16 protein-coding genes and 1 pseudogene are annotated in these 13939 nt (G+C 36.7%); 13 read left to right on the top strand and 4 right to left on the bottom strand.

All coding sequences use genetic code 11. The annotated features are described in order from the left end of the window. Nucleotides 1-281: 281 nt before the first annotated feature. The 7 genes and pseudogenes from F7731_RS11635 to F7731_RS11665 all read left to right on the top strand — a co-directional run bounded on the left by F7731_RS11635 (nucleotide 282) and on the right by F7731_RS11665 (nucleotide 6270). On the top strand, nucleotides 282-1157 hold the full coding sequence (locus F7731_RS11635) for a radical SAM/SPASM domain-containing protein (protein ID WP_151534951.1): 876 nt from the start codon (nucleotides 282-284) through the stop codon (nucleotides 1155-1157). A 359-nt stretch (nucleotides 1158-1516) separates the two neighbouring features. Then, nucleotides 1517-2359: a phosphate ABC transporter substrate-binding protein gene (locus F7731_RS11640; protein ID WP_151534952.1), complete on the top strand. Its 843-nt coding sequence runs from the start codon at nucleotides 1517-1519 to the stop codon at nucleotides 2357-2359. Between the two features lie 32 nt (nucleotides 2360-2391). Then, nucleotides 2392-3300, top strand: coding sequence for a phosphate ABC transporter permease subunit PstC (gene pstC / locus F7731_RS11645; RefSeq protein WP_151534953.1), 909 nt, complete (start codon nucleotides 2392-2394; stop codon nucleotides 3298-3300). Nucleotide 3301: 1 nt separating this feature from the next. Continuing rightward, a complete protein-coding gene (pstA, locus tag F7731_RS11650) occupies nucleotides 3302-4126 on the top strand; it encodes a phosphate ABC transporter permease PstA (RefSeq protein ID WP_151534954.1) in 825 nt (274 codons plus the stop codon). Nucleotides 4127-4141: 15 nt separating this feature from the next. Beyond that, nucleotides 4142-4972: a phosphate ABC transporter ATP-binding protein PstB gene (gene pstB / locus F7731_RS11655; protein WP_151534955.1), complete on the top strand. Its 831-nt coding sequence runs from the start codon at nucleotides 4142-4144 to the stop codon at nucleotides 4970-4972. Between the two features lie 175 nt (nucleotides 4973-5147). After that, nucleotides 5148-5282: pseudogene (locus F7731_RS11660) on the top strand (aminomethyltransferase beta-barrel domain-containing protein); the annotation flags it as partial. A 169-nt stretch (nucleotides 5283-5451) separates the two neighbouring features. Then, the gene (locus tag F7731_RS11665; RefSeq protein ID WP_151534957.1) at nucleotides 5452-6270 is read left to right on the top strand and encodes a squalene/phytoene synthase family protein; all 819 of its coding nucleotides are present in this window, start codon (nucleotides 5452-5454) and stop codon (nucleotides 6268-6270) included. Nucleotides 6271-6438: 168 nt separating this feature from the next. Here F7731_RS11665 and F7731_RS11670 read toward each other — a convergent pair whose 3' ends face one another. Then, complete coding sequence (locus F7731_RS11670; RefSeq protein WP_246197192.1) at nucleotides 6439-6948, bottom strand: staygreen family protein; 510 nt, start codon at nucleotides 6946-6948, stop codon at nucleotides 6439-6441. A gap of 121 nt (nucleotides 6949-7069) precedes the next feature. Here F7731_RS11670 and F7731_RS11675 point away from each other — a divergent pair, with 121 nt between their 5' ends. From F7731_RS11675 to F7731_RS11695, 5 genes are all read left to right on the top strand, one after another. Next, the gene (locus F7731_RS11675) at nucleotides 7070-7498 is read left to right on the top strand and encodes a ferritin-like domain-containing protein (protein WP_151534958.1); all 429 of its coding nucleotides are present in this window, start codon (nucleotides 7070-7072) and stop codon (nucleotides 7496-7498) included. Nucleotides 7499-7612: 114 nt separating this feature from the next. Continuing rightward, complete coding sequence (locus F7731_RS11680; RefSeq protein WP_151534959.1) at nucleotides 7613-7867, top strand: transcriptional regulator SplA domain-containing protein; 255 nt, start codon at nucleotides 7613-7615, stop codon at nucleotides 7865-7867. Further along, entirely contained in the window at nucleotides 7864-8892 is a 1029-nt protein-coding gene (gene splB / locus F7731_RS11685; protein WP_151534960.1) for a spore photoproduct lyase, read from the top strand. Before F7731_RS11680 ends, splB begins: the two co-directional genes overlap by 4 nt. 258 nt (nucleotides 8893-9150) lie before the next feature. Beyond that, nucleotides 9151-9354, top strand: a complete 204-nt coding sequence (locus F7731_RS11690; protein WP_151534961.1) for a DUF3311 domain-containing protein — start codon at nucleotides 9151-9153, stop codon at nucleotides 9352-9354. Further along, entirely contained in the window at nucleotides 9354-10844 is a 1491-nt protein-coding gene (locus F7731_RS11695; protein ID WP_151535164.1) for a sodium:solute symporter family protein, read from the top strand. Before F7731_RS11690 ends, F7731_RS11695 begins: the two co-directional genes overlap by 1 nt. Nucleotides 10845-10952: 108 nt before the next feature. Here the strand turns inward: F7731_RS11695 and F7731_RS11700 are convergent, their stop codons facing one another. After that, on the bottom strand, nucleotides 10953-12143 hold the full coding sequence (locus tag F7731_RS11700) for an MFS transporter (RefSeq protein WP_151534962.1): 1191 nt from the start codon (nucleotides 12141-12143) through the stop codon (nucleotides 10953-10955). Between the two features lie 204 nt (nucleotides 12144-12347). Between F7731_RS11700 and F7731_RS11705 the strand changes: the two genes are divergently transcribed. Beyond that, entirely contained in the window at nucleotides 12348-12896 is a 549-nt protein-coding gene (locus tag F7731_RS11705; protein WP_151534963.1) for a hypothetical protein, read from the top strand. A 327-nt stretch (nucleotides 12897-13223) separates the two neighbouring features. On the opposite strand, the gene F7731_RS11710 is transcribed toward F7731_RS11705, so the two are convergent. Then, the gene (locus F7731_RS11710; RefSeq protein WP_091175162.1) at nucleotides 13224-13442 is read right to left on the bottom strand and encodes a helix-turn-helix domain-containing protein; all 219 of its coding nucleotides are present in this window, start codon (nucleotides 13440-13442) and stop codon (nucleotides 13224-13226) included. A 10-nt stretch (nucleotides 13443-13452) separates the two neighbouring features. After that, nucleotides 13453-13932: a DUF2975 domain-containing protein gene (locus tag F7731_RS11715; RefSeq protein ID WP_151534964.1), complete on the bottom strand. Its 480-nt coding sequence runs from the start codon at nucleotides 13930-13932 to the stop codon at nucleotides 13453-13455. Between the last annotated feature and the right edge of the window lie 7 nt (nucleotides 13933-13939).

The following is a 13939-nucleotide window of genomic DNA, read 5'->3' on the forward strand; positions in this document are numbered from 1 at the left end:
TAAATAAACGGGTCTAAATTCCTGTAATGTGTAGCTGGAGAAGGTTCTTCATCTCAGTTTCTCTGAAAAGGGGCAAAAAATCAGGCACCTTTTTTTGGCATATATAAATTTCCTGCCCTTTTCTCTTTTTAATGAAGTGTTAGCGCTCCAGAGTACTAAAACAAATTGAACGCTAAAAGTAGAACTAGTTTTGGAAATTACTTTTACACTTGAATCCATTAAATTCTGTTAAAATGAGTAGTGATATTTTAATATTTTAGAATTGGATTGGTGAACAAGTCTTGAAAACATTCAAAAAAGTATATGTGGAAATTACAAGTGTATGTAATCTTGCTTGTAGTTTCTGTCCGCCGACAAGTCGAAAGGCGAATCTGATCAAGCTAGATGCATTTAATAATATTCTAGATCAGCTTAAACCTCATACGAAATATATTTATCTTCATGTGAAAGGGGAGCCTCTTCTTCATCCGAGAATTGATGAATTGCTAGATGCTAGTCATGCCAAGGGATTTAAGGTGAATATAACGACCAATGGGACATTGATAAAAAAGAATAGAGAAAAATTATTAGGGAAACCAGCGCTGCGCCAAATGAATTTCTCGCTTCATAGCTTCGATGGTCACGAGGGGTCAACGAATCGTGAAGGGTACTTGGCTGAAATTCTTTCATTTGTCCGTGAAGCGGCAAAACATAATGTGATTATCTCATTTCGATTATGGAATCTTGATCGAGATAATATGACGAGTGCAGAAAAGCGCAGAAACCGCGAAACTCTAGAAATTTTAGAGAAGGAATTTAACCTCGATTACAAGATTGAAGAAAAGGTCGTTCCTGGTAAAGGGATCAAAGTGGCCGATCGAATTTATATTAACCAAGATCATGAATTCCAATGGCCAAGTTTACTAGCTCCTGCAGATGATGGCAAAGGATTTTGCCACGCCCTTCGCAGTCAAGCAGCCATTCTTGTGGATGGAACGGTTGTACCTTGTTGTCTTGACGGAGAAGGTGTAATGAATTTAGGGAATATAAATCAGACTTCTTTCTCTGAAATTGTAGAGGGAGAGAGAGCGAATAATATTGTAGATGGATTTTCTAGAAGAGAAGCTGTTGAAGAAATGTGCAAGAGATGTGGATATAGAAGGAAATTTGGCGTTTAGAACCATGTGTTTTGTAGAGCATTTACTCTACGTTTGCAGCTGATTTTTAGTCAAGAAAAAGATTAAATAAAATCATGTTCTTTCATTTAAACTGCACCCCCAATTGGAGGTGCAGTTTTTTATGAGGAAGTTTTCATTTGAAGGTAATTTGAAGTCCATTCTGTAAACCTACCATGTAGGACGCATCCTCAATACTCTCACTTTCTACTCTTTAACAAAAATTAACACAAATCATCTTGTTTTTAATAAAATTTACAAAACCTTTACAAAGTTCATATCGAAAATTTACACTGAACAATTATTCTACTAAAAGACAATATACGACAAAAAAGTCGCTAACATTATCTTGGAGGAAATAAATGATCATTTTGAAAAAAGCAAAAATGGGATTAATGTTGCTATCTGTATTTGCTGTATTGTCAGCATGTACAAGTAATAGTGATACTGATACACAAGCGTCAAATAATAGTCATTCTACAATATCTATTTCGGGATCGACGTCTGTTGGGCCGCTTGCTGAAAAATTAGCAGTGAAATATAAAGAGAAAGATCATACGAAAATTGAAATAAATCAAATTGGTTCTTCTGCCGGTATTACAAACGCCATCAATGGTGTGTCGAAAATCGGTATGTCTTCTCGGGATTTAAAAGAAGAAGAAAAAGCGAATGGGTTGAACGAAATAGTTATTGCTTATGATGGAATTGTAGTAGTAACCCATCCAAGTAACAAAGTAAAAAATCTGACGATGGAGCAAGTCAAACAGATTTTTACTGGTGAAGTCACGAATTGGAGTGAGCTAGGTGGAGATGACATGGAAATTGTTGTTGTCTCTCGTGAGGATGGGTCAGGTTCTCGCGATGCGTTCCAAGAAATTGTCGGCTATCGCTCTGGTGAATTAATTAGAAACGCTATTATTGCAAGTGGGAACGGAAACATTAAAACAACCGTTGCGAACAATAAACATGCAGTCGGCTTTATTTCATTTGAATATATTGATGACTCGATTTCAACAATCGATATTGATGGCGTAGAGGCTACTGCAGAAAATGTTCTTCAACAAAAATACCGTTTGTCACGCCCGTTCTTATTTGTCTATAAAGATGGGAATCTATCAGAAGCTGGCCAACATTTTATTGACTTTATCTTAAGTAAAGAGGGTCAGCTTATTGCGGCAGAGGCAGGGGCGATCCCTGTAAAGTAATAAATTTTAAATGTAATTTTGGAGGAATACAGTTGTCTATCCCAATAAAGCACAATGTAGAAATCGGTAAAGCTAATAAAAAGAAGTATATGTTAGAGAAGGTATCAGCAAGAGTGTTCTTGATTTGTGCACTTCTTTCAGTCATCACTTTATTGTTAATCATTGGATTTGTTTTTTATAAAGGCTCACATCCATTTGTGGCTGGGAGCTATAGCTTTATGGACTTTATTCTCGGTACAGATTGGGTGCCAAGTGAAGATAAATTCGGCATCTTCCCAATGATTGTGGCATCTATTTTTGCAACCATTGGGGCATTAATTATCGGGGTTCCAATCGGGTTATTTACAGCGATTTTCTTAGCAGAAATCGCCTCAAAGGAAGTAGCCAAAATCATTTCACCTGCGATTCAGCTGTTAGCGGGTATTCCATCGGTTTTATATGGTGTTTTTGGTTTAGCAATTATCGTTCCTTTCTTGCAAAATACTTTCGGCTTAGTGAAGGGACAAAGCTTATTAGCAGTTATTCTTGTACTCGCAATTATGATGTTACCAACGATTGTGACCGTAGCAGAGACGGCGATCCGTGCTGTACCAAACACCTATCGCGAAGGGTCATTAGCTCTCGGAGTGTCACAAATTGGAACCATTTTCAAAGTTGTTGTTCCAGCAGCTAAATCAGGGATTATGACGGCGATCGTCTTAGGATTAGGCCGTGCAATCGGCGAAACGATGGCGGTTATATTAGTAGCTGGTAATAGTTTAATTGTGCCAACGAGCTTGGCTGATAGTGTTCGTCCACTAACGACAAATATTGCGTTAGAAATGGGCTATGCTGCTGGCACTCATCAAGAAATGCTGTTTGCAACTGGAATTATTTTATTCTCGTTTATATTAATCTTGAATTTTGTATTATCGAAAATTAGTGCGAAGGGCGGTAACTAAGGTGAGAGAATGGAAAGATAACTTGTTACGTGGATTTTTATGGCTTTCAGCTCTTCTTTCTGTTGCTGTTCTCGTAATGATTGTTGGATATATCTTTTATAAAGGGTTTCATTTGATTAACTTCGATTTCATCTTTGGCGATTATTCCCCAACTGGAGATGGTGGGATTTGGCCAATGATTGTCACAACGATTTACACAGTCGTTATTTCATTACTCATTGCCACGCCAATCGGGATATTAGCAGCCGTTTATTTACAAGAATATGCGAAGCAGGGACAATTAGTAAAAATCATCCGCTTTGCTACAGAAAGTCTAACAGGTATTCCTTCGATTATTTTTGGTTTATTTGGAGCGGTATTCTTTGTCACGACACTAAAATTAGGTATGTCCATTTTAGCTGCTTCGTTAACATTAACGATTATTGTATTGCCTGTGATCATTCGAACAACAGAAGAAGCGTTAAAAACAGTTCCGGGATCGTATCGTGAAGGTTCTTTAGCTCTTGGTACAACGAAGTTACAAACGTTATATAAGGTGATCTTACCTAGTGCAATGCCAGGAATTTTATCCGGTATCATCCTGTCGGTCGGACGAATTGTTGGTGAATCAGCTGCCATATTTTTAACTGCCGGAACAGTTGCTGCTATGCCAGAGAGTATTCTTTCATCAGCTAGAACCTTAACTGTCCACTCCTATTTAGTCACACAAGAGTCTGGAGACATTGAACTAGCTGCTGCAGTTGGCATTGTTCTAATCGTCATTATTTTGGCTATCAATCTATCAGCAACATTTCTATCAAAAAAATTAAACAAAGCAGACCAATAATTAAGGAGAATATTTATGAGCACAGCAGTATTGGAACGTAGCGAGACAGCGATTAAACAACAAATAGAGAAGGTTTTTACACAGATAGAGGAAGGCACAACGAAAATTAGTGTGAAAGATTTAAATCTATTTTATGGTACGAAACAAGCACTGTTCGGAGTATCTCTTGATATTTGTGAAAAAGAGGTAACTGCTTTAATTGGCCCTTCTGGCTGTGGAAAATCGACTTTTTTACGAACGTTAAATCGGATGAATGATTTAATTGATAGTGTAAAAATTAATGGTGATATTGAAATAGACCATGAGAATATTTATAAAACGAATGATGTTATTAAATTACGCACAAAAGTGGGAATGGTCTTTCAAAAACCAAATTTATTCCCAATGAGTATTTATGATAATGTTGCCTATGGTCCAAGAATGCAAGGCATTAAAAATAAAAAAGAATTGAACCAAATTGTGGAAGAGAGTTTGCGCGGTGCAGCGATTTGGGACGAAGTAAAGGACCGTCTTAAAACATCCGCATTAGGTTTGTCAGGCGGTCAGCAACAACGTATTTGTATTGCACGTGCGATTGCGATGAAACCAGAAGTGATTTTAATGGACGAGCCTACTTCAGCCCTAGATCCAATATCAACGTTAAAAGTAGAAGAATTAATCTCAAATATGAAGAAAGATTATACGATTGTCATCGTTACTCATAACATGCAGCAAGCGGCAAGAATCTCTGATAAAACAGCGTTTTTCTTAAATGGGGAAGTCATTGAATATGATGTGACTGATAAGATTTTTTCTATGCCAAAAGATCAGAGAACTGAAGATTATGTAACAGGTAGATTTGGATAAATTGTATTAATCATAAATCAAAGGCATAAATAAATTTAGAATTAATCCCGCTAGTAGTATAAAAATGCTAGCGGGATTTTTTAATTTTTAGTGTCAGATTCTTCAATTACAATTCTATAGCAATGTAATATTCTGAAGGTTCGCTGACCAGTTTTACTGGCCTGAAGAAAGTTGAACGGTAGAACGGTTGGATGATTCTAAAGTTAAAGTCATTTTCCACGAACCGATTCGTGCCATAACACCTGGACAAGTAGTTGTCTTCTATCAAGGAGAAGAATGCCATCAAGTGTACCGTGCCGACAAACGATAAACGTTTGTCGGGTAAAAAATGGCAATCACTAAAGTGTTGTAAATTTGACATATGACGCTGTGACATAATAAGGTATTATAATATGGATGTAGATAATTAAAGAAACTCATAAATTAATTAGAATCGGGCTTATCAATCGCAGCATTTAAAGGTAGGGGAATTGAATAAAATGAATGAAAAGAACTTCCCAAAGGATGCTTTACGTGTATTGAAAGAAACAAGCCGTACATTTTATATTCCAATTACCTTTTTACAAAAGGAGTTAAAACATTCGGTTGCATCTGCTTATTTAGTATTTCGAGCCATCGATGAAATTGAAGATCATGAAGATATAGACAATGATGTAAAATACACAACTTTAATGCAAGTGAGTGAATTATTTAAACAACCGTTCAATGAAGAGAAGTATTTACAAATTCTTGAGCCAGTAAAAGAGATATTGCCTGAAGTGACACTTCGTTTAGGTGAGTGGATCCAGGCGTGTCCAAAGAGTACTCTACAGTTTGTTATAGATGCTGCTAGTGAGATGGCATTCGGTATGGCTAAATGGTCAAAAGCAAACTGGCAAATCCATACACGTGAAGATTTAGATGATTATACTTATTACGTTGCAGGGCTTGTTGGTGTCATGCTTTCAGAACTATGGGAGTTTTGTGTTGGTGTAAAAACAGATCGAGCTCTTGCCATTGGGTATGGACGTGGACTACAAGCTGTAAATATATTACGTAATGAGAAAGAAGATTTAAATGAACGAGGAGTAAGTTTTGTGCCTAACGGTTGGACTCGCACAGAGTTATTTGATTATGCGGATGAAAACTTGGCGAAAGCGGACGAGTATATGAAGTCACTCAATAAGCGAAGTATTTTGTTGTTCTGCCGTCTACCACTGGCACTAGCACATAAAACCTTAAAAGCTATGAAAGATGGACGTGAAAAAATAACACGTGCAGAAGTAGAGCAAATAGTAGAAGAAATTCAGGTAGGGTAGCCATGTATAATGGTTACCCTTTTCTTTTTAAATATACAGCTATTATTAAACAACAAAATCATAAATGTAGAATTAAGAAAAAATGCATAAAGCATTGACCCACTTAACACGTAGAGTGTACAGTCCGAAGGTGCCTGACCCTCAGTATACCGGGATTAAGCACTTTATTTAAAACAAGTCATTAAGTAACATCTTGAAAAAGGAAGAATCCAAATATTGACGTGGGTTACCATAATAGAGTACCTGTTTAAATTGTGGATATATGGATTCGAATTGGATGAAGACGGAAGAATCCAGCAGCTGTGGATAGTAGCTGAAAACTGAGCGATCCCCATAAAAGATGGCTGTTAAGGCAAGTTTAGCTTCTTTCTGGAAGATTAAGAAGCGCTTTCTAGAGGAAGGTTCATCGAACTCTCCTCCACTTACATAGACTTTACCAATAAAAATAAATTGCTTATCTTTACGGAACCATTCCGCTAAAACTTCGTCACGGGTTTTTAAGTTGATGGCAGCAAGGTTAAAGCGATTTCCTATAGTTAAAAATAAATCCCCAGATGTATCAGAATGTGTCAATGTATATTTTCGACCATTAACAGGAAACCATTGGTTGGTAGGAGGTAAAAACTTAGTATACAGCTTTGAGGCACTAAACTGGCTAATCTTGATCACCACTTTCATTTTGAAAATGATTTTATGGAAGTATATGTAAAGGATTATAATAAGTACTTAAAAAGGTATATTAATAAAAAATACTAAATTGGGTAAATAATAGCTTGCTTACTATAAGGAGTGATTCATAGTGATAGAAAAAGATGTAGTCAAAACATTAAATCAATTTTTAAAGGGGCAATATATGGGGATCCATGCATATGAACACCATATACAAAAACTAACCGACCCAAAGATGAAAAGGGAATTTCAAAGGATACAACAAGATCATAAAAATCATGCCCTAAAAGTCGCGGAAAGAATTCAAAACCTTGGAGGAGTTCCAGTCGATGATGAAGGCCTGATTGGATCGGTCCAAGGATATTTTGGTCAATTTATGATCCCGGATACCACTGTAGGTATTATTGAAAGTTCATTAAAAGGTGAAGGTTATTATGGAATTCAAGTGTCTGAAGAAATCGTAAAAGGAGATTTGGATCCTGAAAGCCGGCAATTAATCGAAGAAATATTGGATAAAGACAGGGAGCATGTTCAGTTCCTGCAAAATTTGGTTCGTTAGTAAGATTGATTTTCAAGGATGCACCTTTTCCATAAACATGTTACATAATTTTAGTCACTTAAGGCAAAATTTTAGTAGTACTAAATGGATTTTAAATAAGGAGAAGGTGATAAATTGAACGGAAACCATTCTTATCATGCCGGAGATATTGTCTATGTCTTCTACCGGAATCCGCATACTCAGGATGTAGCAAATATACAGGCCGCTGCTGTGGTTAATCATCCAGAAAATCCTGATGAGCTTGCTTTATTTCTTTATGAAAACTATTATCCCTTATCAAGTGAAATGGCCGTTTATTCATCAGAAGAAGAGGCGAATCAAGCATTCAATTACTATTATGGAGATCTTTCAGAAGGGATTTTGGAATGAATAAACCATTTACACCTAAGCTTGTTTACTTTGAACCTGATGCTCTCAACTATCCATTAGGAAGAGAACTACTAGAAAAATTTGAAAAAATGGATGTCGAAATTCGATACACAACTTCCCATAATCAAGTAAGGAATCTCCCTGGTGAAAATGATTTTCAGCGATATCGGGTTGCCAAGTCTACACTGGTAGTTGGGATTAGAAAAACACTTAAATTTGATACCTCAAAACCTTCTGCAGAATATGCCATTCCTTTCGCAACAGGTTGTATGGGGCATTGTCATTATTGCTATTTACAAACGACGATGGGAAGTAAACCATATATCCGTACATATGTGAATGTTGACGAGATTCTCGAGGCTGCGGATAAATATATGGAAGAACGCGCTCCTCAGTTGACTAGGTTTGAAGCATCCTGTACATCCGATATTGTTGGAATTGATCATTTGACACATACATTAAAACGGGCAATTGAGCATTTTGGAGCATCGGAATATGGGAAATTGAGATTTGTTACGAAATTCCATCACGTCGATCACTTACTGGATGCCAAGCATAACGGAAAAACCCGATTTCGATTTAGCGTTAATGCTGATTATATCATTAAGAACTTCGAGCCTGGGACCTCCCCTTTAGTGAAAAGAATTGAGGCGGCGGGAAAGGTCGCGAGAGCGGGGTACCCCCTTGGGTTTATAGTAGCCCCGATTTATCTACATGAAGGCTGGGAAGATGGGTACTATCATATGTTTGAACGTTTAGACGAGGAATTACCTCCCGAGGCAAAAAAAGACTTAACATTTGAATTTATTCAGCACCGTTTTACAAAGCCGGCCAAAAGAGTCATCGAAAAAAATTATCCTATGACAAAATTAGAGTTAGATGAGGAGAGGCGAAGATATAAATGGGGTAAATACGGAATTGGAAAATACATTTATCAAAAAGAAGAAGAGGAAGATATAAAAAGTCATCTTTATGCCTATATGGAAAAGTTCTTTCCGGAAGCAAAATTAGAGTATTTCACATAAAAGGTCTTAGCAATTGAATAACATTACTTGAGTCTTGCAAGGGACCTCCAATACGGAGCCGCACGTACGGTGGTGTGAGAGGTCGGGGGTTAATCCCCCTCCTACCCGATTTAAATTATTTTTATAGAAAAGGTCAGCGTCTCTAGTGTTTTAAATATTCTTATATAATAAATACGCTTGTTTTATCTAATAATTATGATAATATTATTAAATTAATATATTTCTAAAATAATATATATCTAAGTTAGGAGGGAGACTATGGGCAAAAAAAACTTAAAGGTTATGTTAATCGTACTTCCTTTTGTCCTTATGCTCGGCGCAATACCTTTTGTAAATCGAATTCATCCTATAATAATCGGACTGCCATTTTTTCATTTTTGGCTGCTTTTAGGGATGATACTCACTCCAGTATGTACATTCATTATTTATCAATTAGATAAGTCAGAAGGGAATATTAAATGATGCAAGGAAATTTAACCGCTTTGTTAATTACGAGTTTTATTGTCTTAACAGTTATTATAATTGGATTTATAGCAGGACGGGATAAAGCGAGCAGAAGTTCTGTAGAGGAATGGTCTGTTGGTGGGAGACGTTTTGGAGCATTGTTAGTGTGGCTTTTAGTAGGTGCGGATTTATATACAGCTTATACTTTTTTAGGTTTAACAAGTCAAGCCTATTCAAGTGGAAGCCTTGCTTTCTTCGCGATTCCGTATACGATTATTGCTTTTTTTATTTCCTATTTTTTTCTACCAAAACTATGGAAAGTTTCTAAAATACATAAATTAACCACTCTTGCTGATTATGCAAAATTAAGATTTAATAGTAGGTTATTATCCCTACTAATAGCTGTAGTAGGGGTATTAATGCTCATTCCTTATATTGATCTACAGTTGGCTGGTATTCAAGATACACTAAGAGTAGCTGGTACAGGATATATTAATATTAATGTGGTAGTTATTCTATCATTCTTTTTAGTGGCCCTTTATACATTCTTTAGCGGAATAAAAGGACCAACCTATACAGCTATTATTAAAGACATTTTAATTTGGGTTATTATGTTATTCCTAGTTGTGTCCATTCCAATCATCCACTTTGGCGGGTGGGGATCAATGATCAGTAAAATTGTGACTGAGACTCCTGAATTGTTAACAATCCCAACAACTGGACCAAGAGGGATTCCTTGGTTTCTTACCGCTTCATTAGTATCTGGATTGGCATTATTTATGTGGGCTCACGGGATAACTGGGGTATTTACCGCTAAAAGCTCTGATGCCCTTCGGAAAAATGCAATCTATTTACCGCTCTACAATATTGTATTAATTCTTGTTGTTTTCCTAGGTTTTGCTGCATTTCATGTATTGCCAGAAGGCAGTGACCCGCGTTTCGCCTTACTAAATTTAATACAAGTTTCTTACGGTGGGGTCGTTCAAGGACTAGCCTATGCTACGATTGCATTAGCATCACTCATTCCTTGTTCAATCATGGCAATAGGTGCTTCCAATCTTTTTGCGAATAATATTTATCGAGATTTTATTAATCCAAAGGTTTCACCGGCAAAATTAACGATGATCACTCGTTCAATGGTATTTGTCGTTATTGGTCTAGCTTTAATCTTTGGCATGCTTTTCCCGACAGCTCTTGTATCCCTTCAGCTTATGGGGGTATCTGGAATGGTTCAAATCTTCCCAGCGATCGTCTTTAGTTTGTTCTGGAAAAACCAAACAAAAGAGGCTACTATTATTGGATTAATTGTTGGACTAGTTGTCACGTTTACAGCATCCGGAACCGGAATGACTTTCGGTATATATGAAGGCTTTTGGGGATTGCTGGCAAACGTTCTAGCCCTTATTATTCTGAATCCTATTTTTGTTAAAAGGGTTAAATCTAACATAGTAATGGACCAATTATTTACTGAACAAAATATAGAAGTTGAATTAAGAAAAAATGCATAGTTTTAAGGTGCCTGGCCCTCAATACGGTAAAGCTTTCGTATACTGGGGGTCAGGCACCTTTTTTTAAAGATGCTATAAGAAGCATACAAAGCGGTTGTTGCTTCCCTTTTATGCTAATTTCCTTTGTTTCTGGTCTAAATGATGACTAAAGAAAGTTAGCAGACTTGCACAGACTGCAACGATCCCACCAACCCATGTGACATTCATTAAATTCCCTTGATGGTATACGATTCCGCCTAATGCTGAACCGAAAGCGATACCTACGTTGCTCGCCACGGGCATAAGTGAAGCTGCAAGCCCTGTTGCTTTCGGCTGATAAATTCCGGCAAGGTCAATTAAATAAAGCTGAGTAGATGTTGTTAAGAGGATGGCCATTAACGACATCAAGCCAATGTTTGCCAGACCCATAATAAAATGATTTGTCGTCCAAAATAAACTTGTTAGAACAATTGCTTGCACGAGAAAAACAAAGCGAAGGCGACCGATTGGATTGTGGCTGGCGATTTTTCCAGCGAGAATGTTACTGAAAATCGAGATAAATCCGTAACAAAATAAGATTATACTAATTGATTGATTTGGTGCTCCCATTCCCTTCAAGATAGGGACAAGGTACGTAAAGACGGCGTAAGTTGCGCCAAATCCAAGAGCAGGAATGAAAAAAGCCATCAAAATTCGTGGCTTGGTCAATAAAGAAAACTGATCCCTTATCGAGCTCCGCGCTTGGCTAAGTCGATTAGGCAAGACGAAATAGGAGGCGATAAACGCCAATCCTCCAAGGATCGTCGTTAACATAAACGTAGCATTCCAGCTGTACCATTCGGCGATGACCGTACCAGTAGGCACACCAATAACATTAGCCATCGTGAATCCACCGAAGACGAATGAGATCGCGAGTCCGCGTTTTTGAATGGGCATGGTTTCACTTGCAACAATCATGGCGAGCGAAATTAATACGCCTGTCACAATCGCTGTCATCATCCGCAAGGCGAGGAGCATGATATAGCTCGTCGAAATGACACATAAAGCATTCAGGACGATGAAAGCCCCGATCAAAAACAACATCCATTTACGCTTTGGAAAATGACTTGTTGCTGACATCACTAGTGGTGTGGCAATGGCAAACGTAATGGCAAACGCAGAAACGAGTGTGCCTGCTTTTGCATTTGTCATATGAAGGCTTGAGGAAATATCGGTTAAAATTCCGACAATCACAAATTCGCTTGTTCCGAGAACAAATGTTAATAAAGTAAGTGTTAAGATAAGCAACCAATGTCGCTTAGATAATTTTGTGGTGTGCATAAAAACCTCTTTCTTAGATGAATGTAAAATGTGTCACATAGTAGAAATACAACCTAAACATCATACCATATTATATTTTGGCAAGAAAAACTCTTCTTATAAATAAATTGGTTATTCATGCTAAATTGTTTAGTAAATGAACGAAATTTTTTTTCATTAAAGAAGTATTTTTAAAGCACTCTTTGGGGCTGGGGGGATTTTAATTTGAAACGAAACAGTGAAGAGGAAATCCGAAAATTGCATAAGGCTCAAAGGGTAGCTTTGTATTGGTTGTTAGGACTAATTTATTCGGCATTTATAGGTTTACAGCTGGGAAGAGTCCAGGCAATTGCAGATTTCAATTATTCATTACATGAAATAATGTACGTACCACTCAATATAGCAATGTTTATTGTTCCCGTTCTCCTTCCCATTTATCTATATTTTTCAATTAAATATTTACGAAAAAGAGGAAGAGTAAAAGGAAATTTTAAAGCAACTATAAAAGCTGCTGTTGTAATAATCTCAGTCATTATAATTGTATCAATAGTAAATCATCAGTTTCATGAATTATCAACTGGAGGAGTATTCAAGCTAGAGGAGAAGCTTCAGGAGAAAGGGAAGTATTATTTGATATTCGATGATAAAAAAATAAAAGTTTCAATGAATGAATACAAATTAGTTAAAGTGAATGAAAAGTATCTAGTGAACTTTATTTGGAATTCAAAAACTCCTAATAAAGGTTCGCTTGAAACAATTGAACCTATTTATTGAAAGAAAAAGGAATTAAAAGGCGCATTTATTTGTAACGGGTTCTGTTTTGAAGTGCAAAATGTCAATTAACAAGCGAATTAACAATATAATACGCATCTTAATTAGCACAACATTTAACAACAAAAAAAACAGGGGAATCAGAATAACGGGTTCCCTTTTTAGGTGCAAACATTGCAAATCACATCCTATTTTTTGTCACTAATATCAATGCAATTCTCAATGGAATACTCAGAGCAAATAACATTAATAAACGCAAAGAAGGGATAGCTTAATGGCTATTCCTTAAATTCTCTATCGACTCCCACTAAATAAATTTGTTGTCTGTTATTATTGAGTGTCTTCGTCGCTTTTGTACTCCAAAATATCACCTGGCTGACAATCCAAAGTCTTACATATCGCTTCTAATGTTGAAAAACGAACCGCTTTTGCTTTCCCATTTTTCAGAATAGAAAGATTCGCCATAGTAATTCCAACCCTCTCCGAAAGCTCCGTTACGCTCATTTTCCGTTTTGCTAACATCACATCAATATTAATAATAATTGTCATATCCTCCACCTCAGACCGTCAAATCATTTTCTGATTTTATGTTAATCGCTTCTTGTAGAAGCTGTTGAAGGATAGCAGCAAAAACGGCGATAACCAACGAAGCAAAAATGATGATGAGTCCCATTAATCCAATAGGAGGGTCAACTTTTTTCGCTATAAAATGAAAGAGTGGCAAACCTAATACATACAAACCACTGATTGTAATCGAACAGCATTTTATGTTCTTTAACGCCTTTACAGATAATTCCGAGAACGCTGTGTTTTCGTCAATGTACCGTAAAAGGTTGAAAGCCTGATAGAGAGCAAAGTAAAAAGGCACAGCAGCTCCATACATCACGATGAAAACGAGATATTTCATATAAGCAATATCTGGATACAATTCTCCAGCAAAATTCCCGAACTTAGGCACCAAAAATATGCACAATGCAAGAACTGTGATTCCTATAAAAATAACAGCTAACTTTAAAAAGAATGTCGTAACTTGTTTCATAAAAAGC

Source organism: Cytobacillus depressus (genome assembly GCF_008923245.1).
GTDB classification, from domain to species: Bacteria; Bacillota; Bacilli; order Bacillales; family Cytobacillaceae; genus Cytobacillus; species Cytobacillus depressus.

Coding starts and splice junctions, on each gene's coding strand:
- F7731_RS11700 (WP_151534962.1), bottom strand. CDS start 12,143: ATGCACACCACAAAATTATCTAAGCGACATTGGTTGCTTATCTTAACA.
- F7731_RS11690 (WP_151534961.1), top strand. CDS start 9,151: ATGGGCAAAAAAAACTTAAAGGTTATGTTAATCGTACTTCCTTTTGTC.
- F7731_RS11670 (WP_246197192.1), bottom strand. CDS start 6,948: ATGAAAGTGGTGATCAAGATTAGCCAGTTTAGTGCCTCAAAGCTGTAT.
- F7731_RS11665 (WP_151534957.1), top strand. CDS start 5,452: ATGAATGAAAAGAACTTCCCAAAGGATGCTTTACGTGTATTGAAAGAA.
- F7731_RS11695 (WP_151535164.1), top strand. CDS start 9,354: ATGCAAGGAAATTTAACCGCTTTGTTAATTACGAGTTTTATTGTCTTA.
- F7731_RS11710 (WP_091175162.1), bottom strand. CDS start 13,442: ATGACAATTATTATTAATATTGATGTGATGTTAGCAAAACGGAAAATG.
- splB (WP_151534960.1), top strand. CDS start 7,864: ATGAATAAACCATTTACACCTAAGCTTGTTTACTTTGAACCTGATGCT.
- pstB (WP_151534955.1), top strand. CDS start 4,142: ATGAGCACAGCAGTATTGGAACGTAGCGAGACAGCGATTAAACAACAA.
- F7731_RS11715 (WP_151534964.1), bottom strand. CDS start 13,932: ATGAAACAAGTTACGACATTCTTTTTAAAGTTAGCTGTTATTTTTATA.
- F7731_RS11640 (WP_151534952.1), top strand. CDS start 1,517: ATGATCATTTTGAAAAAAGCAAAAATGGGATTAATGTTGCTATCTGTA.